We start from the raw sequence: 17621 nt of genomic DNA, 5'->3' as shown, positions 1-17621 counted from the left end.
GTGAACCGGGGTGGTCAGGCCGTCAGGATCCGGACCAGGCGCGCCGCCTCCGCCCGGACGCGGGTGGGGGCGGCCGGTGCGGCCAGGGCGTCGAGGGCGGGCAGGGCGGTGCGGACGCCTTCGGCCGCCGCGCACTCGGCGGCGAGGGTGAGGGCGCCCGCCAGACCGCGACGGCCGGGCTCGTCGGCGAGAGTGGTGACCATCGCCGCGAGCACCTCCCACACCGCCGGGCCCGCACCGCCGCGCGCGGCGTCCGCGAGGACGGGCAGGAACCGGTTCGGCTTGGCCGCCGTCAGGCGCCAGAGCGCCGCGAGCCACTCGCCGAGCGCCTCCGGGCGCAACCGACCGCGTGCCGTCAGGGCCAGCAGGGCGTCCAGCGCGGCGGTGCGCTGCTCCGGCCCGGCGGCGGTCAGCCCGTAGGCGAGCAGCAGGTGGCTCGTGGGGCCGAACTCGCCGGGGGCCTCGGCGAAGCGGGGCAGCAGGGGGTTGACGCCCCGGACGCCGGGCGTCGCGGCCGCCTGGGAGACCGCGGCGGGCAGCCCGTGGGCGGCGACGGTCTCGGGGTGCCAGGGCGCCAGCCAGGGCAGCTGGACGATCTCGGCGGGCGACATCAACGGCGCGCCCGCGAAGCGGCTGCTCTCGGTGGGGTCGGGCAGGGTGTGCAGCAGCCCGGTGATGCCGTCGGGTATGGGTGCGGGTACGGCGGTGGCGGCCAGCGGGGCGATGCGCGGGAGTGTGGGCGGGGCCCAGCCGTAGCCGGAGATCCGCTCGGGCTGGTCCGGGGTCTGGGTGTGGAACCCGTCGGGGGCGGGCGGCGGTGTGTCGGTGGGCAGGTCGCAGCCGAGTGCGGCGGCCTCGGCGCGGACGGCCTCCAGCGCCTGCGGGGGCGTCCGCAGCAGGGCCTGGGCGAGGTCGGCGGGCCAGGGGCGGGCGCCGGTCGCGCGGTACGCCGCGAGCCGTTCGATGAGCACGGCGGGATCGATGCTGCCGTCACCGGCGGTGGGGGTGGCGAGCAGCAGCGGCACCGGGGCGTCGGCGACGCTGTGCGCGGCTTCGAGGACGCGCAGGGCCGGGATCACGGCGGGAGTGCGGAGGTGGGCGGGGAGGCCGAGCAGTTCGGCCGCGTGGGCGTCGGACTCCTGCGGCCGTCCGGTCAGGGTGTCGACCAGGCAGCCGAGTGCTCCGCCGAGGTGGCGGGCCTCCCCGGGGTAGACCCGGTGTCCGACGCGGCGTGCGGCGATCGGGGCGAGGGCGGCCCGCAGGGCGGCCGCGTCGCGGTGGTGTTCGGCGACGAGCGCGGCCAGCACCGTCTCGAACTCGCCGGGGTCGGGCAGCCGGTCGACCGTCAGGGCCCCGAGCCGCTCCACGAGGTCGAGCGGCCCGGCGGGTGCGGTCGGCAGCGCTACGGGCCCCGCCGGTGCGGTGGCGATGGGGGCGGCGGCAACAGGCGGGGCGGTGACAGGCGCGGCGACGGCGTCCGGGAGCGCGAGCAGGCGCCGGGCGTCGGCCTGGAGGGCCGGGCCGAGGGCGGTGGCGGCTTCGCGTACGGCCTCGGCGGTGGCAGGGGCGGCGTGCGGCAGGTGGCGGGCGGCCAGGCCCAGGGCGCGTTCCTGGACGGCGGCGGCCGGGTGGGCGAAGGCCTCGGCGACGGCGGGAAGCAGGACGTCGACCACCGCGAGGTCCCGGCGCAGCGCGGCGTCCGCCCAGGACAGCTGGGTGGTGGCGAGCGTCTTCTCCGGGCGGGCCAGGATCGCCGCCGTGAGTTCGGCGAACTGGTCGGCGGGCAGCCGCTCGTCCACGGACCGCAGGGCTGCCTGGGCGGCCTTGGCGGCGCCCGTCGCGCCGTCGGCGGCCAGTCGCACGTGGTCGCCCGCCCGGGCGAGGACCTCCTCGGCGCCGGGGGCCAGCGCCGCGTACAGCTGGAGGAACCCGCGCAGGTTGCCGGGCCGGTCGCCGCGCAGCAGACGGCCCAGGCACAGGTCGATCAGTTCGGCGCGGTCGAGCACGCCTTCGGCCGCCAGGGCGGTGAGCGCGGTGGGCCACGCGTCGTCCGGCCCGGAGCGGGCGGCGTACGGGTCGGCGAGCTCGGTGCCGACGTCCGGGACCTCGAAGAGCCGGCGGACGAACTCGGCGAGCCGGGGCTGGGCCCGCAGCCAGGAGCGCAGGGTGCCGTGGTGAGGCACCGGCTCGCGCAGGCCCCGGTCGGCGAACCACTCGCCGATCTCGCGGTGGTTGGGGTAGCGCGCCATGCCGCCCTGGCGCACCCAGCCGGTCACGTAGCCGTCGGTGGCGGGCGGTTCGGCGCCGGACCAGACGGCGAGGCCGTGGGCGAGGAACCAGCGGACGTGGTCGCCCCGGGCGGGCAGCCACTCGGCGAGCCGGACCGCGAGCTCGCGCTGGAACGCGGCGTCCCGGTGCGGGCCGATCAGGGCCAGCAGCAGGGCGTGGGCGTCGGCGTTGGTGGAGCCGCCGCCGGGCAGCGGCCAGGTGAGGAAGAGCAGGCGGCGGGCGGTCAGCCAGTCCTGCGCCTCGGCCGGGGTGGCGGCGCTGAACACGCCGGCGAACTGGAGGGCGGCGAGCTGGTCGTAGGCGGCGCTGTAGCGGCTGATGTCGCCGGAGGAGAGCTCACGCACCAGCTCGGTGCGGAGCTTGCGCAACGGGGCTCGCAGATGGCGCAGTTCGGCGGCGGGGACGGGCGAGAGCCGGTCGATCACGCCCTGGGGGATCCGGGCGGCGATGAGCGCCCTCACCTCGTCCCAGCTGATCGTCTCGTTCGTGCGGTCGGTCACGACGCCCCTCCGTCCGGTTCGGCTGACGACCCGGAACATAGCGCGGCCCACTGACAGTGGCAGTGGATGCCGGAGCTGGGGCTGCTGACGCGCCTCGCTGTCAACGGCGCCACCGCCGTCACCGGCTTCTGCGGCGCCCGCCTCGTCCGCGCCCCGGGGCTTGGCGGCCCGCCCACGTCGATCGGCTACCGGCTACCGGCTACCGGCTACCGGCTACCGGCCCTGATGCTCCGTCCGGGGTGAGCCCGCCGGTTGCGTGGGCATGATCACCGGCGGCGGCGGGCTCCGGCAGTCCGCCACGACGAATCGATCGAAGCAGCTCGAAGCGAGGGGACGAGACGCCATGGAGGCGAGCACGACTGGTCCGGCAGCCCGCGCGCGGCTGCTGGAGCACCTCACCGAAGCGCTCCGGAACCTGCCCACCGGCTCGGCCCTGGTGCGGAGGCACCCCGACCTCCCCCGGGCGGCCTTCGCTCCCGCTGCCACCGCGCGGTTCCGGAACGACTTCGCCGACGTCGAGGAGGACGACGACGCCCCGGCGCGCTTCGGCGCCACCTACTGGGTGTCCGGTGTGGCCCTGGCCGACTCCGACCGGTGCGTCGACCTCCTGCTGACCGCCTGGCGGAAGGACGGCTGGCACACCCGGGTGCCCCGGGACTCGGGCCCGCGCGCCGCATACGCCACGACCACCGACGGGTTCACCCTCGCGCTCCTGCAGAGTGTGCAGGGGTACCTCAGCCTGCACGGCTCGACGCCCCGCTTCCTGCCCGGCCCGAACGAGGACGACTCCTTCCCGGAGCGCATCGATCGCCCGGCGCCGTGACCGGGGCCGGGGGGTGTGCCTGGTCAGCCAGGGCGTCGGCGGGCGCAGCCGGCCGGCCGGCCGGCCAGGGCGCTCAAGGCCGAGAGGTGGGGCGAGGCGGCGGGCCATCCGCCTCACGCCCGGTCAGGGGCGGGAGCCGGTCTCCCCGACCGGGTCGGGGAGAGCTCGACGCGTGGCCTCAGGGCCACAGACCGCTCGATCGTGGCGCGGATGCCAGGAACACTCCGGACGGCGGGCAGAGGGCCTTCTGACGGCCTTGCCGGGCCCTCCCGAGGGGCTTGATCCAGGTCCACCCGAAGAGCGACTCAACCGGGTCTGGGGGGGGCGCCCTGGTCACCGTGCTCCGACGGCTGATCAGCGCAACGGGTCACACACCGCCCTTGTGCCACTGCCCGTACGACCACCGGCCGTCGGCGTCCAGGATGCCGACGCGGTGCCGGTGGTCGGCACCGACCATGGAGGTGAAGGCGGGACCCGAGGCGACGGTCGGGGCGTCGTAGGAGGCGCCTCCGTCGATCTGCACCCGGATCGTCCAGCCGTTCGACTCCTCGCCCTGCGCCCAGACCGCGTCGCACCGCTTCGAGTACCGGAGCCACACCTGGGGGTGCAGGCCGCTCCCCGGGTGGGTCACGGTCCCCGGAACCGTCTGGGCGTCCGAGCCACATCCCGTCGCCTTCGGGCTCTTGCCGTCACAGGCGTTGCCGTGGCAGCCCGCGGCGCCTGCGCTCGCCGTGGCGGCGGGCCCGGCGAGCTGCGGAACCACTGCCGCGGCAGCCGAGAGAACCAGCGCGGTGACCCTGCTCGATGCGCGCACTGCTGATGCCCCTCTCCGTCGGCGGCCCCGGCGGGAACCGCTCTTAGCACGTAGGTACAGCCTTTCGCCCGGTTCCAGGGGGAGAAGACCGCAAGGTTCACCGGAAAGAGGACATCGGGCGCGGTCCGGACGGCGCGGATGCGGGCACGAGCGCGCCATCCACGGTGGACGGCCACGGTGGATCGACCGGGTCAGGCGTACCGGCACTCCGCGGCAGCGCGGCCTGCTCGGCGGGCCACCACCGATCGCGCACCCAGTCGGCAACGGACGAGTCCTGCCCACGCGGAAGTCTCCCTCGGTCGCTGCCCTCTCCCCCGCCGGCGCCGTGCCGTCCACATGTCTGTTCCTGGGTCGCTTGGGTCGCTGAGTCGCTTGGGTCGCTGCCCACGCCCCTGCCAACGGCCACCGAGTACGGCCTGGGGCGGCGGGGCTCCAGGCCGGATCCCCCCAGGTGAACGCCTGTGCCCGGTAGAGAGGTGGCAGCGACTCAGCGACTCAGCGACCCAAGCGACCGACGGTTCGGAGTCATCACGGCTTCCTGGAGGGAGGAACGCGCCCCCTGCGGCTTCGGTCGCTGGAGCTACCGAGCGACTCAGCGACCGTCCATCAAGCACCCCGGACACGCGCGACACGCCGGGGAAAACGCCCCCAGAGACTCAGTCGCTTTCAGTCGCTGAGCTTCAGTCGCTCCACAAAACCCCAGGTCAAGGTATGTTTGCCCACCTGATCAGCGACCGAAGCGACTCAAGCTCGGGTATATGAAGACATTCCCGTGTGCGTGTGCGCGTTATAGACCCGGGCTTCAGTCGCTTCAGTCGCTGTTTGCTGTTGAAAACGGCTTTGACCTGCGAAAATGCCGGAGTGACCGAAGCAGCGACTGAACGGGCTCAGTCGCTCCCCCAGGTCTCGGTCGCTCAGTTTGTCCGCAAAGGCCGGTGGTAGCGGTTCGTACGTCCTCGCTCGGCTAGTCTGTGTGAGCTATCTTCTGAACTTCGGTCGCTTCAGTCGCTGATCTGGTACCCGCCAGTGCTCTGACCTGGCATTTTGCCCTCAGCGACTGAATGAGCGACTCAAGTCCGGGCAGCTACCGAACAAAGGGGAAGGGACCAGCGTGACGGCGCCGAAGGCCGTGGGGAGCGACCGAGCGGACCGCCAGCCGGAGGCGCTGGCCGTTGCCGGCTGGTGTGCTGCCCAGGGCTGGCCCGTCCATCCGCTGGCCCCCGGACGCAAGACCCCGCCCGCGAACTGCCAGGCCTGCCAGGACTCACCGCACTCCCCCGCCGACTGCTCCTGCCCCGCCGCCGGTCGCTGGTGCCACGGCTTCCACGCAGCGACTCTGGACCAGCGAGTCCTCGACACCTGGTGGCGCGTCAACCCGGACTTCGGGGTCGGCGTCGCCTGCGGTCCGGCCGGGCTGGTCGTCATCGACGTCGACAGCCACACCAGCGTCGTTCCCGCCCGGGACCGCATCCTGCCCGGAATCCCGATCCACGAGGGCGTCGACCTGGACGGGCTGGAGAACGGCTACCACACCATCGCCCTGCTGGCCGCCCTGCGCCGGGCCGCTGACCCCACGACGGACGAGAGCACCCTGCGCGTCCGCACACCCTCCGGGGGCCTGCACATCTGGTACCAGGACCACACCGACCGCCGCTTCACCTGCTCCACCGGGTCCTCCGCGGGCCGCGCGCTGGCCTGGCAGGTCGACGTCCGGGCCCACGGCGGCTACATCGTCGCCCCCGGCACCGTCACCGCCGCCGGCACCTACACCGCGCTCCCCGGTGCCAGGATCCCGGCCCCGCTGCCCGAGTGGCTCAGCGAGGAACTCGTCCGGACCGGCCACCTCAAGGACCGCCCGGGGCGGCACGGCGTCCTCCAGCCGGCCGTTCCCGACCGCGCCCGCCGGGCCGTCGTCGCCGCGGGCGGCGGAAAGCAGGGCGCGGAGCGGGTCCTCGACACCGTGCTCCAGGACGTCACCGCCTGCGCCACCACACCCGAGGGAGCCGGCTTCACCGGCAAGCTCAACCGCGCCGCGTACACCGTGGGGGGCCTGGTCTCCGCCGGCCACCTCACCCACGCCGCCGCCGAACAGCTGCTCCTCGACGCCGCCCGCACGGCCCGTCCCGCCCAGGACAGGCACAACTCCGCCGTCATCCGTTCCGGCCTGGCGGCCGGAAGCCGGCAGCCCCTGCACATCGGGAGGGCCCGCGGATGACCGATCGTACCCGCCGCAAGAGGACGGTCTTCGACCCCGTGGCCGCAGCCCAGCAGATCCTGGACTACCCGCCCGTCCCCGGTCCAGCCCAGGCCCCCTGGCACGGCACAGCCGTCCAGGAGAGCCTCCTCGACAATCCGCCCGCCGCTGCCCCGGCCGCGGCGGCGCCCCCCTCGGTTCCGCCGACAGCTGCCACATCCCTCGTCCAGGCCCCCACCGGCCCCCAGGCGACCCCGCACGGCCTGCTGCCCGACTCGCTCTCCGACCGCGGCAACGCCAAGCTCTTCGTCCACCTCTACGGCGGCGACTACCGGCACGTCCCAGGCCTCGGCTGGTACCGCTGGTCCGCGCACCGCTGGCAGCTCGACGAGGACGACACCGTCCTGTGGGCGGCCGGCGAGATGGCCGAGAGCATCGCCACCCATGACCCGCGCGGCGTCTACACCAACACCGACCTGCGCCGGCACCGCCGCCGCGCCCTGTCCACCTCCGGCATGAACGCCATGCTCGCCCAGGCCAAGTCCGCCCCAGGGATGGTCCTCAACGCCGCCCTCCTCGACGCCGACGCCTACGCCCTGTGCACCCCCGGCGGCGTGGTCGACCTGCGCACCGGGGCGATCGTCCCGCCCGACCCGAAGGTCCACCACCACTCGCGCTCCACCACCCTGGCCCCCGCCCGGATGCGCACCCCGCGCTGGGACCGCTTCCTCTCCGACACCTTCGGCGACGACAAGGAAGGCCGCCAGACCCGCGACTTCCTCCACCTGCTGCTCGGCTACTCGATCAGCGGCGACGTCGGCGCCCAGGTCATGCCCTTCCTCTACGGCCAGGGCAAGAACGGCAAGTCCGTCCTGCTCGACGTGATGATCCAGCTCCTCGGCGACTACGCCGACGCGGCCCCGCCGGGCTTCCTGATGGCCAAGACCTTCGACGGCCACCCCACCGACCTCGCCGAACTCCACGGCCGGCGCATCATCGTCTGCTCCGAGCTCAAGCCCGGCGACCGCTTCGACGAGGCCCGGGTCAAGCTGCTCACCGGCGGCGACAAGATCAAGGCCCGCCGGATGCGCCAGGACTTCTTCTCCTTCGAGCCGACCCACAAGCTCTGGCTGCTCGGCAACCACCGCCCCGAGGTCGGCACCGGCGGCTTCGCCTTCTGGCGGCGCATGCGCCTGATCCCGTTCGAGCGGGTCGTCCCCGAGGAACGCAAGATCGACAACCTGGCCCACGTCCTGGTCGCCGAGGAGGGCCCCGGAATCCTCGCCTGGCTCATCGACGGCGCCCGCCGCTACTTCGCCGGCGAGAAGGACCTGGCCGGCCCCCAGGCCGTCCAGACCGCCACCACCGCCTACGCCGAGACCGAGGACCACGTCGGCCGCTTCCTCAAGGAGGCGTGCGTCACAGGCGAGGGAATGCGGGCCGAACAGTCCCAGCTCTTCGGCGCCTACACCCGTTGGTGCGGCTTCGAGGGGGCCAATCCCGTATCCGGGCGTGCATTCGCGGCACGAGTCCGCGAGACACTGGGTATGACCTCTCCCAAGGAGATGGTCCTGTCCAACAGCCGTAAGTTCTACCCGGGCATCGGCCTGATCACCGACGACACAGAGGAGCACACCGCGTGAGCGCGCTGATCGACCCGGCCGAGCTCGCCCACGAAACCGACCTCGTCTGGCTGGAGGACACCTCCGACCTCGACTACGTCCGTCAGTCGCTGGACCGCCTCACCACCCGCCGCGGCCGCCCGGCCTACCACCGCGACGGCCGGATGGTCGGCTACGCGATCCTCGGCCCCGACGCCAAGTCGTCCCGGGCCTCCGGCACCTTCCGGCGCCGAGTCTTCTGGCTCCTGCCGCACGACCGCGACCAGGACCCGCAGGGCCTGTACTCCACCGGCGCCCCCTCCGAGGCGGTCGATCCGCGCACCGTCGCCCCGGGCGTGAAGGGCTACAAGACCGAACGCTCCGAGGGCGGCCCGGCCTCGCCGGCGATGCTGGAACTGGGGATAACCCTCCCGAAGGCCTGACGGCCCCGGGCAGGGGCGCGGGCTCTGACGTGGGGGCGGTCCGATTCTCGGGCCGCCCCCACGTTGCTGTGTCCGGGGCCGTTCGGCGTCGCAGCCCTGGCGTGCCTGCCGCGTGAACGGCTCGCCCCCGGCCGCCCGCCGGTGGGACGGCCGTCAGAGCGCCAGGTGCCGCGCCCAGTCCGCCAGGAGCGCGAAGTCGTCCGGCGTCAGTCCGGTCCTCGGATCGACGTGGTGGAGGAGCGCCGGGCCGGGGTGGTGGGCCCTGACCCAGATGCGGTCCGCGTCCGTGAGCTGGTCGTCGACCCAGGCGAACGGGCGGCCCTGCGCCCAGGCCACGATCTCCGGGGTCTTCCAGAACACGCCGTCGTCGGGCTGGGGTCGCGGATCGGACCAGGTGATGAACGGCAGTGTGGGCAGTCCCAGGAGGGGCGAGAGGAAGGTGTTGGCCTCCCCCTCCCAGGTGGTCGCCCACACCAGGTCGAACGGCAGGGCGGCGAGGGCCGGCCCGTGAGCCGGATTGAGCCAGACCCGCAGGGGCTTCGCCGGCTTGCCGGGCAGCCCCCACTCGCTGAGCCGCCGACGCTCGGCCGCCTCCCAGCGCGGGGTCATCAGCCGGTGCGTACCGTAGCCCTCGGGGCGGCGGTACGGCTTCGCGGCGAACGGATTCAGCGGCCCGTCGACGTCCACCAACAGCGCTGGTCGCATCAGGCAACCCCCTCCCCCGAGATCGTGCCCGTACGGTACTGGGCGAGGGAGGGGCCGCCCAGTGAATTTCCGGTGGGGTTGCTAATCCACCGTGGTTGCCGGGGCGCGCTCCCCCGGGCTTCTGTTCCAAGGTCACTCCCCTGGCTGGTTTTCCAGAGCCTCTCCCCCGCTGACTGCCGGAGTCGTTCCGCAGAGGTGGCCGGACGATTTTCCGCGGAAAATTTCGTACCTCCGGGAGACGGCATGCCCGCTGCCGAGCCGTCGACCTGACGCGCGGCCTCCGCCCGGCGGCGATCGGTCAGCGCCTGTCAGGCTGCACCTGTGCGTCATGAGTGGCGTGGGCGGTGGCGATGTCGGTCCGGTGGCGTTCGGCCCAGCCGACCACCCCGCCCGGCGAGGTAGCGTGGAGTGCGCGGGCCACGGGGGTGAGGCTGTACTCCCCCTTGGGCGGCACCGTCGGGTAGCCGGGCCGGACGAGCTAGCCGTCGCGTTCCAGATTGCGCCGGTTGAGGGTGCGCATGCGCGCTGACCACGGCTGGGCCCCGCGCACACGCTGGGCTTCGGCGGGGCGGTGCTGGTCCTGCTCCTCGCGTTCGTCGCCCGCCAGGCGGAGGCTCCCCACCCACTGCTGCCGTTGCGGGTGATCCGCTCCCACATCGGCTCCGGGGCACTGGGCATCCAGACCCTTCTGGTGGCCGGGATGTTCAGCTTCCAGTTCCTGTGCGTTCCCTGCCTACAGAAGGTCATCGACTTCGACGAGATCCACACCAGGCTCGGCAGCACCATTCCGGTCTCCGTCGCGACCGGTGCACTGTCCCTCGGCCTCTCCCCCATGGCCATCGCGCCTATCGGCCCCGTGCCGTACCTCCTCCTCGGACTTGCGCTGATCGCGGCCGGTCCCGCCGCGCACCGCCGCGTTCCGGCCGACGGGCACAATGCAGTGGACGTTCTGCATGCGCTGCTGTCGCTCGGCATCGGCTTCGGCCGCACAGCACGCCGCTCACTGAGCAGGTGGCGACGCCGTCCCTCGGCTTGGGGTTGGGAGCGGCTGTACTGCGGGTGCGTTGGACCCTGGCGAAGGGCTTCCGATTTTCTGCGGAAAATTCCGTGCGGGATGGAGTCTCCGTCATCCGTCACTCGTCACCTGGTGGCCCCAGTTGTCCGATGGGTGCTATCGGAGGTAGGGGCCGGCTTCAGCAGGCCCGGAATTTTCCGCGGAAAATTCCGGGCCGCTCAGTGCAGGAGCCGGTGGCCGACGGCCCGCCGAGGCCGCACAGGCCTCTGCAAACCTTCCACGTGTTCCAGCGGACCTGTGCCGGACGCTGCCGAATCTTCAACAGCTTGATGTTGTCGAGGAGGCTGCCCAGGTGCCTCGATGTTCGCGCCACGCGGTCCTGAGGGCTTCGAGTTCGGTGCGGGGGAAGCGCTCACCCCACTTGCTGCGGTACGCGCTCTCGCTGTACTCCCGCACCACTTCGTCGAAGCAATCGATCACTGCTTGGGCAACGATGTCGATGCTCTGCTGGGTGAACCAGATCTTGCTCCCCGTCTAGTCGTGGGCAGTGGCGTGTGCTAGCAGCTTCAGCAGACGAATCCATACGTTGGTGCCTTCACGGCAGAAGATCCATCGGAAGGCGGTGGGCTCGGCCTCGAACTGCGCTCGGCACTCGGCCTCGCCGATGACCAGTCGGGTCACGGCGGTCAGGAGATCTTCGGGGGCGGCGGTGATGTAGGACGCCGTGAGCTCGGCCCCCCGCCTGCTGGTCGCTGACGAAACAGTCGGCCCAACCACGGCCGGACAAGATCCAGGTGAGCCGCAGGTGAGTCATCCACGATTCCTCCCCCAGCCAGGGCTTCGCCTGCTGATCACTCAGGGCCCGTCCCTGCACGCATCCGAGTGTGGGGTGGGGATGGCGAGGGGGTTGACCAGCAGATTCTCTGGACGCTGGCTGCCCTCGACGGATGGGCGCACCCGGGTCAGTCGAGGGGCATCGGTGGAACGCGACGACAAGCCGGGCTCCGTCTCCAGTGCGCCCTGAATTTTCCGCGGAAAATTCTGCGTGCCAGCAACGGGTGAGACGAGGACCACGGGCAGGGAGCGAAAGCGGTCACTTCGCGATCTCTTGATCACCCTGACTTCACTGGTACGGGAGCCAGGAGGAAAGAGGTGATTGGGGTCGAGGACTGGGCTGAGAGCCGTCGGCTGCATCGGGCGGAGGAATTGTCTGCCTGGACGGTGGCCCGGCAGCTGGAGATCTCCCGGGGCACGGTGGCCTGGGCCTCGGCCTCGGACCGGCCTCCGGTCTTCCTGCAGGTGTTGAAGGGCTCGGCGGTGGACGTTGTGGAGTCGGCGGTTCGTGAGTTGCTGCGGCAGATGCCGAGCATGCCGGCCACGGTGATCGCCGAGCGGATCGGCTGGAAGCGCGCTATCGATCCAGCGGGATCGGGTGCGTGACCTGCGTCCGGCCTATCTGCCTCTGGCTGCCTCTGGCGAGCACGGTGGCCGAGGGCGACGGCTTCATCAGTTCCACGCCACCGCTGGACGGCGGCACCTTGGCAGGGATCGAAGTCAGGATGGATTCCAGCCCCGGGGTTCGGATCGCACTTGACGTCCTGCGGCCGGTCCTTGTGATCAGCGGTGATCACAAGGCCAGGGGAATCCTCGCAGACAACCTGCATGCATGGCCACTGCCGAGGACGGGCGCCACCTCCACGTCGATTACTTCCCCGAGCACCCTTACCTCGTCGAAGGGTCGTTGTCCAAGGTGGTCAACAGCCCCCACGGCGGCATGCCGGTTGGGTGATCGAGAAGTCCGGTGCCGCCCCGAAGCGTGCTCTGAATTTTCTGCGGAAAATCCTTCGGTCGGGTCGAGGCTGTTCCAGGCGGAACGGTAGTGCGGGCGGCCCGGATGAGAGTGGGCGGCCCGCAGGGTGAGGTAGGGAAGTGCGATTCGTCTCCTCAGCACCGAGCATCATCTCGTCAGCCCACCGATTTTCCGCAGAAAATCCGGGGCCACCGCGCGGGTGCAGGGGCAGCTGCCGGCGGTCCGGCACCGTCTGGTCGACGTCCGCTGGGGCCACCTGAAGGCCGTCGTGCCGTCTGGACGCCGTCTCCAGCGGGCTCTGAATTTTCTGCGGAAAATTCTCCGGCGGGATCGAAGCCGCTTGTCCTGTCCCAGCGGACCTGGACCGCGCGCCACCGGAGGTGGACCGACGGGGGTTCGTGCCAGTGAAGATGGGCCCCGCAACTGAGGCGCCTCCCGGCCTGCTGGTGATGTGGACGGCTTCCGAGATCGAGGGCTGATTGATTCGCTCGCCGCTGCAGACTCTCTCCTGGATCGTCAGGGCTGCTGCAGGCCGTCGGCTTGTGACGGCACTGCGGACCGGCGCCGTCGCCGATGCCCTTTACCGACTCTTGCTCGATGGTCAAAACACCGCAGTGACCTCGGAGACGGCTGTGGCCCTCTTGGCACATCGGGACCTACCTGGTCTGCGTGCTGTGCTTGCCGCCCGAGCCAACGCGACCGACCAGGGAACCGTTGACCAGCTCGACGCGGAGCTGGACGGTGACCCACGCGGGATCACCGGCGACGGCGTCGCCAAACTTCGTCGGCAACTCCAGAAGCTGACGTTGGACGCGGATCCAGGAGTTCGTGACGAGGCCCAATGGCGACTTACTCTTCTTCGCCAGGTCGACTGACCTGCGGCACTTTGCCTTCGCTGTCGCAAACCGCCGTTGATTTACCTTCGGTGGCACGGCCCAGGTTCGTTGGCACAGGAACTCTGCTTCCGTCCGAGCCGGAAGTGGCCTTGAGGCGTGGCCTCCAGGCGGATGTCGTTGGGCAGTCCCTGGTCCGGTTGCTGGATGGTAGCGGGGAGTCCGGACGGGACGGATCGACCAGCAGAGTGAGGCAGGGGAGTGCGACCCGCCTTCTCAGCGCCGAGGCATCATCCGGTCTGCCGGCCCATCGATTTTCCGCGGAAAATTCCCGGGCTCTGGCGGCAGCCGCCGCCCGGTCAAAGGAGGTTGCTTGAAGCAGAGGCACCAGCGCGAGGTCGTGTCCCTTGACGTGGTGTAGTGGTCGTGCACCAACGGTCATGCAATGGGCGGGAGTTCGTCGCGGGTCTGCTCGGTGGGGTAGATCCGGTCCATGCTGCCTTCAGGCAGGTAGCGACGGGGGAAGGCGATCCATTCGTCGTGCATCTCGAAGAGCACGGCGGTGACCAGCCGCAGGAGCGCGTCGTCGTTGGGGAAGACCTGGACCACGTCGGTGCGGCGCTTGATCTCGCGGTTGATCCTCTCCAGCGGATTCGTGGACTGGATCTTCTTCCAATGTCGTTCCGGGAAGGCTGCGAAGGCGGTCAGATCGTCCTTGGCCTCCAGCAGCATCTGGCTGACTTTGGGGAACTGCTTGCCGAGCATCTCGGCGACGGTGTCGAGCTGGGACCGGACCGCGGCTTCGGCCGGCTGGGCGAAGATCGTGCGGATCGTCGCGGCGACCATCTCGGCCGCTTCCTTCGGGATGATCGAGAAGGCGTTCCGCAGGAAGTGAACGCGGCAGCGCTGGTAGGCGGCGCCGAGCATGACCTTGCGGATCGCTTTGACCAGGCCGCTGTGGTGGTCGCCGATGACGAGGCGGACGCCGGTCAGTCCGCGCTCGCGCAGGGAGCGCAGGAACTCGGACCAGAACACCTCGGTCTCGCTGTCGCCGACCATCAGGCCGAGGACCTCGCGGCCGCCGTCCTCGGTGATGCCGGTCGCGACGACCACGGCCCGGGAGACGATCTGGTGGTTCACCCGGGCCTTGCAGTAGGTCGCGTCCAGGTAGACGTAGGGGAAGCGGGTGTGGCCGAGCGGCCGGTCCCGGAACGCGGTGAGCTGTTCGTCCAGGTCCGCGCAGATGCGGGAGACCTCGCTCTTGGAGACGCCGGTGTCCGCGCCGAGGGCCTTGACCAGGTCGTCGACCGACCGGGTGGACACGCCCAGGACGTAGGCCTCCATGATGACCGCGTAGAGGGCTTGGTCGATGCGGCGCCGGCGCTCCAGCAGGCTGGGGAAGAAGCTGCCGGTGCGGACCTTGGGGATGGCAAGCTCCAGGTCGCCGGCCTGCGTGGTCAGCGTCTTGTCGCGGTGGCCGTTGCGCCAGGTCGTGCGGGCATCGGTCCGCTCACCGGGCTCTGCGCCGATCCGGGCGGTGGCCTCGGCCTCGATCAGCTCCTGCAGCATCCGCTGGGCCAGGGCCCTGATCAACTCGATTCCGTCTGCCGTACGCAGTGACTCCATGAGGCGGAGTAGGTCAGACTGGGACAAGGCCATCGCGTGCCTCCCTGGGTGAACTCGCCGTTCTACACAGAGAGTTGCGCGATGGCTCCTTCATGAACAGGGGTTACTCCAAGATCCCTGCTACACCACTCCACGGGACGCCATCCAGCGCGACCGGTTGCCCCCGTGGGCGGCTCTCAGCGGGTACGGAATTTTCTGCGGAAAATTCCTAGGCGACGCCGACTGGTCGTGGGGGAGCGGCGGGATGTCACTGGCATCGGGGATGCTCGGTGGTTGATGTCATCGAGTCAGGGAGCCTTCAGATGCCGATCCATGTTGCCAGCCGTCGCCGTGCGATGGCGTCGCTGACCCCCGCGTTCCCCGGTGCGGAGATCATCGATGTGACCTCCAGGGCTGCCGAACCATGGGTCCGGCTGAGCCCCTTCTACCCGCACGGCGGCATTCCGGTCCCGTACAGCGAGGGCACGACCGGCCAGTCGGTGGAAGGGATCTGGCAGGCCCTCAAGGTCTTTCGCGACGTGGATGTCGATGCTTCGAAGCTCGCGGTCACCACCATGAAAGGGCTGAAGCGGACGGTGCGTCGGTACGGCCCCGTCAGGGGCCACCGAGCCGGTCTGCACGGAGAGCAGTTGTTGTCGTACGAGGCGGCCCGCCGCCGGATCTACCTGCCGACCTACCGATGGGTCCTCGAACACCGCGTCGCCGACCTGGTCGAGCTGCTGCGGGGCAAGGAGAGCGCCGTACTCCTGGACTACACCACCAACGGCGACGTCACTGACCCCGCCAGCCCGCTCTCCCACGCCGCGCTCATCCAGCTGCACATCGAAGGGCGCTGGCCCAGCGAAGACGACACCCAGGCATCTGATGGCGCCGGCGATCCGATGCCGTGAGTGATCCGGGCACGGGAAGCCGGATCGTGGTGGGTGGGCTGCGGCTGTCCGCAGCCCACCGAGCGGTGTGATCGACACCCGGTCTTCCTGGTGTGTCAGTTCTCGCTGAGCCCTTCCGATTTTCTGCGGAAAATCGGAAGGAGCCCGAGGCCGCAGCCACCTCGGGTCGGATCGCGCCTCTACTCCGAGGCGGGCGCGGGTCTCGAAGGGCAGTGGGGGAGTGGCGCGCCTGGACTGGTACTGGTGTCTCGCAGTGCCTTCGCCTGCCTCCAGCAGCCTCCGATTTTCCACAGAAAATTCCCCAATGCATCGCACTGAGAAGGCGGGCTGCCAAGTCCACGGCCCGGGGTACCGAACCGCAGCACACCGATCGCACCTGTGCCGAGCTGAGCGTCTGATCAGCCGTGGCATCCTTCCGAAGCCGAGCCTCAGCCCGCCTGTGATTGTCGGTGAGCTGGTGGAGTCCGACGCGGCTGAGGAGGGGCGGGGCCGGGGCGGCTCCGAAAACCAGGTGCCCGAGCCGCTGGCCCTCCTTACGCTTCCCGTCATGGACAGCACTCGGACCGCGCGCCTCGTCAACGTCGTGGATGTCGAAGCGACCTGCTGGGCAGGTTCTCCGCCGCCTGGCGCGGTCAGCGAGATCATCGAGATCGGACTGACCGTCACCGATCTGAACGCCGGCGAGCGTCTGGCCCGGCACCGGATTCTGGTGAGGCCTGCCCGGTCCACGGTCAGTGAGTTCTGCACGGAGCTGACCGGCCTCACCCAGGACGAGGTCGACCAGGGGGTCGGCTTCGCCGAGGCGTGCCGCCTGCTGGCGGCCGAGCACCGCGCGGGCACCCGGCCGTGGGTCAGTTGGGGCGACTACGACCGTCACCAGTTCACCCGGCAGTGTCAGGCCACCCGGACGCCCTACCCCTTCGGCCGCCACCACACCAACGCCAAGGCGGTCTTCACCGAGGCGTACGGTCTGCCCAAGCGTCCCGGCATGGCACAGGCCCTGGAGATCGCTGGGCTGCGGCTCGAAGGCCGTCACCACCGGGGCGAGGACGACGCCTGGAACATCGCCGCCCTGGTGCTCCACCTGTCCGAACGGGGAGCGTGGCCGGCCACCGTCGACCCCGCCTGACGTACTCGCGCGGCCTGATCCAGCCTCGTCGCCCAGGCCCCGGTCCGCCCCGGTGGTGGAGCATCTGGTGCGCTTCGGCGACTCAGAGTGGGCAGGGGTACAGGCCGTGTCCGCCGGGATTCCCGGTGTACCTCGCCGCCGACGGAGTCTCCTGGACGCGCGACTGTCTGGGAACCGGGGGCCTCGAAGGGCGAACTTCGAGCGTGGTTCGGGGGTACCTCTTCGGCAAGGCCGAATGCCCGCGCTGGGCCGACCGGTTCAACACCGAGGACGACTACATGCCTTGCCAACTGCCCTGCTTCGTAACACCAGCTTGCGAAGACGCGAGGCCTTCACAGGCATCACAGCCGCATGGGCGCTGACTTCCAGTCCGACATCTACCAGGTGGTGGGGACGGCTCCCTCCAGCACTGAGACACTGGCCTCCAGCAGTTCGACGGGATGCGAGCGCTGGGAGTTGACGAGCAGGAGATCCTCACGCTTGATCAGTTCAGGACCGCGCACCTGACACTGCGAAAAGTGGAGACCCGGCCCTCATCCCGCTGCTGACCCAAAGTCTCGTGGGCCAGCTCGTTCAGGACGGTTGCTCATGAGGTTGGCGAGAGGTCTTCGGCCCACCACAGGAGTTGCGGCTTGAGTGAAGGTGGATGTCATGGAACGGCTTCTCGCTCGGATCAGGTCCCGAGACGAAGCCGACCACTTCAGTCACCACGACATGCTTGCCAGACCGGAGGGTGTCGGACGGGTCTGCCAGGGAGTGGGGCGGAGGCTTCTTGCGGGCTCGCCCGGCTCGTGACGTCAGGGGATTGCGGAATTTTGCGTCGAACTGTTTCTGCGGTCAATGAAGAGAACATAAAAGACGCAGTAAACATCAGTTAGACATGCCAGGTCAAAGTGTGGCCTTACCCGTGCTCGGCACGGTCGAGTGGACGGCCGTTCGGATTTCCAGC

General features: G+C 70.6%; 16 protein-coding genes. 9 read left to right on the top strand and 7 right to left on the bottom strand.

Annotated elements, in window-relative coordinates; all coding sequences use genetic code 11:
* Positions 1–14: 14 nt before the first annotated feature.
* On the bottom strand, positions 15–2789 hold the full coding sequence (locus tag ACZ55U_RS17980) for a DUF7824 domain-containing protein (protein ID WP_465527096.1): 2775 nt from the start codon (positions 2787–2789) through the stop codon (positions 15–17).
* Between the two features lie 66 nt (positions 2790–2855).
* Between ACZ55U_RS17980 and ACZ55U_RS17975 the strand changes: the two genes are divergently transcribed.
* Positions 2856–3032 carry a hypothetical protein gene (locus ACZ55U_RS17975; protein ID WP_465527095.1) on the top strand — a complete coding sequence of 59 codons (177 nt, stop codon included), beginning with the start codon at positions 2856–2858 and terminating at the stop codon, positions 3030–3032.
* 100 nt (positions 3033–3132) lie between these two features.
* The gene (locus ACZ55U_RS17970; RefSeq protein WP_465527094.1) at positions 3133–3612 is read left to right on the top strand and encodes a hypothetical protein; all 480 of its coding nucleotides are present in this window, start codon (positions 3133–3135) and stop codon (positions 3610–3612) included.
* A 367-nt stretch (positions 3613–3979) separates the two neighbouring features.
* Here the strand turns inward: ACZ55U_RS17970 and ACZ55U_RS17965 are convergent, their stop codons facing one another.
* Complete coding sequence (locus ACZ55U_RS17965; protein ID WP_465527130.1) at positions 3980–4585, bottom strand: DUF2690 domain-containing protein; 606 nt, start codon at positions 4583–4585, stop codon at positions 3980–3982.
* Between the two features lie 952 nt (positions 4586–5537).
* On the opposite strand from ACZ55U_RS17965, the gene ACZ55U_RS17960 reads away from it, so the two are divergent.
* The 3 genes from ACZ55U_RS17960 to ACZ55U_RS17950 are packed head-to-tail and all read left to right on the top strand — an operon-like array spanning position 5538 to position 8664.
* The gene (locus tag ACZ55U_RS17960) at positions 5538–6641 is read left to right on the top strand and encodes a bifunctional DNA primase/polymerase (RefSeq protein ID WP_465527093.1); all 1104 of its coding nucleotides are present in this window, start codon (positions 5538–5540) and stop codon (positions 6639–6641) included.
* Positions 6638–8263 (top strand): DNA primase family protein, encoded by a 1626-nt coding sequence (locus ACZ55U_RS17955; RefSeq protein WP_465527092.1) that lies wholly within the window; start codon positions 6638–6640, stop codon positions 8261–8263. Before ACZ55U_RS17960 ends, ACZ55U_RS17955 begins: the two co-directional genes overlap by 4 nt.
* Complete coding sequence (locus ACZ55U_RS17950) at positions 8260–8664, top strand: DUF6009 family protein (protein ID WP_380698979.1); 405 nt, start codon at positions 8260–8262, stop codon at positions 8662–8664. The genes ACZ55U_RS17955 and ACZ55U_RS17950 overlap by 4 nt, the downstream gene beginning before the upstream one ends.
* A gap of 153 nt (positions 8665–8817) precedes the next feature.
* Here ACZ55U_RS17950 and ACZ55U_RS17945 read toward each other — a convergent pair whose 3' ends face one another.
* Positions 8818–9369, bottom strand: coding sequence for an HAD domain-containing protein (locus tag ACZ55U_RS17945; RefSeq protein WP_465527091.1), 552 nt, complete (start codon positions 9367–9369; stop codon positions 8818–8820).
* Between the two features lie 1549 nt (positions 9370–10918).
* Entirely contained in the window at positions 10919–11065 is a 147-nt protein-coding gene (locus ACZ55U_RS17940; protein WP_465527090.1) for a hypothetical protein, read from the bottom strand.
* Positions 11066–11536: 471 nt separating this feature from the next.
* Here ACZ55U_RS17940 and ACZ55U_RS17935 point away from each other — a divergent pair, with 471 nt between their 5' ends.
* Together ACZ55U_RS17935 and ACZ55U_RS17930 are read left to right on the top strand one after the other, a co-directional pair.
* Positions 11537–11824, top strand: a complete 288-nt coding sequence (locus tag ACZ55U_RS17935) for a hypothetical protein (protein WP_465527089.1) — start codon at positions 11537–11539, stop codon at positions 11822–11824.
* Positions 11825–12050: 226 nt separating this feature from the next.
* Positions 12051–12173 carry an Imm32 family immunity protein gene (locus ACZ55U_RS17930; protein WP_465527088.1) on the top strand — a complete coding sequence of 41 codons (123 nt, stop codon included), beginning with the start codon at positions 12051–12053 and terminating at the stop codon, positions 12171–12173.
* A 677-nt stretch (positions 12174–12850) separates the two neighbouring features.
* Here ACZ55U_RS17930 and ACZ55U_RS17925 read toward each other — a convergent pair.
* Both ACZ55U_RS17925 and ACZ55U_RS17920 read right to left on the bottom strand, forming a co-directional pair.
* On the bottom strand, positions 12851–12985 hold the full coding sequence (locus ACZ55U_RS17925; RefSeq protein WP_465527087.1) for a hypothetical protein: 135 nt from the start codon (positions 12983–12985) through the stop codon (positions 12851–12853).
* Positions 12986–13465: 480 nt separating this feature from the next.
* The gene (locus ACZ55U_RS17920; RefSeq protein ID WP_465527086.1) at positions 13466–14686 is read right to left on the bottom strand and encodes an IS256 family transposase; all 1221 of its coding nucleotides are present in this window, start codon (positions 14684–14686) and stop codon (positions 13466–13468) included.
* A gap of 269 nt (positions 14687–14955) precedes the next feature.
* Between ACZ55U_RS17920 and ACZ55U_RS17915 the strand changes: the two genes are divergently transcribed.
* Both ACZ55U_RS17915 and ACZ55U_RS17910 read left to right on the top strand, forming a co-directional pair.
* A complete protein-coding gene (locus ACZ55U_RS17915; RefSeq protein WP_465527085.1) occupies positions 14956–15543 on the top strand; it encodes a DUF6939 family protein in 588 nt (195 codons plus the stop codon).
* Positions 15544–16090: 547 nt separating this feature from the next.
* Positions 16091–16672, top strand: a complete 582-nt coding sequence (locus ACZ55U_RS17910) for a 3'-5' exonuclease (RefSeq protein ID WP_465527084.1) — start codon at positions 16091–16093, stop codon at positions 16670–16672.
* 377 nt (positions 16673–17049) lie between these two features.
* Here the strand turns inward: ACZ55U_RS17910 and ACZ55U_RS17905 are convergent, their stop codons facing one another.
* Positions 17050–17175 (bottom strand): hypothetical protein, encoded by a 126-nt coding sequence (locus ACZ55U_RS17905; RefSeq protein ID WP_465527083.1) that lies wholly within the window; start codon positions 17173–17175, stop codon positions 17050–17052.
* Between the last annotated feature and the right edge of the window lie 446 nt (positions 17176–17621).

This window comes from Kitasatospora sp. NPDC034533 (assembly GCF_055575155.1).
Note: the sequence above shows the minus strand (reverse complement) of the source record. Positions and strands in the feature narration are given on the sequence as shown.

What these genes read in the sequence shown, in the direction of transcription:
- ACZ55U_RS17975 (WP_465527095.1), top strand. Translation starts at nt 2,856, where the DNA reads ATGCCGGAGCTGGGGCTGCTGACGCGCCTCGCTGTCAACGGCGCCACC.
- ACZ55U_RS17970 (WP_465527094.1), top strand. Translation starts at nt 3,133, where the DNA reads ATGGAGGCGAGCACGACTGGTCCGGCAGCCCGCGCGCGGCTGCTGGAG.
- ACZ55U_RS17965 (WP_465527130.1), bottom strand. Translation starts at nt 4,585, where the DNA reads ATGGCGCGCTCGTGCCCGCATCCGCGCCGTCCGGACCGCGCCCGATGT.
- ACZ55U_RS17955 (WP_465527092.1), top strand. Translation starts at nt 6,638, where the DNA reads ATGACCGATCGTACCCGCCGCAAGAGGACGGTCTTCGACCCCGTGGCC.
- ACZ55U_RS17945 (WP_465527091.1), bottom strand. Translation starts at nt 9,369, where the DNA reads ATGCGACCAGCGCTGTTGGTGGACGTCGACGGGCCGCTGAATCCGTTC.
- ACZ55U_RS17930 (WP_465527088.1), top strand. Translation starts at nt 12,051, where the DNA reads ATGGCCACTGCCGAGGACGGGCGCCACCTCCACGTCGATTACTTCCCC.
- ACZ55U_RS17920 (WP_465527086.1), bottom strand. Translation starts at nt 14,686, where the DNA reads ATGGCCTTGTCCCAGTCTGACCTACTCCGCCTCATGGAGTCACTGCGT.
- ACZ55U_RS17915 (WP_465527085.1), top strand. Translation starts at nt 14,956, where the DNA reads ATGCCGATCCATGTTGCCAGCCGTCGCCGTGCGATGGCGTCGCTGACC.
- ACZ55U_RS17910 (WP_465527084.1), top strand. Translation starts at nt 16,091, where the DNA reads ATGGACAGCACTCGGACCGCGCGCCTCGTCAACGTCGTGGATGTCGAA.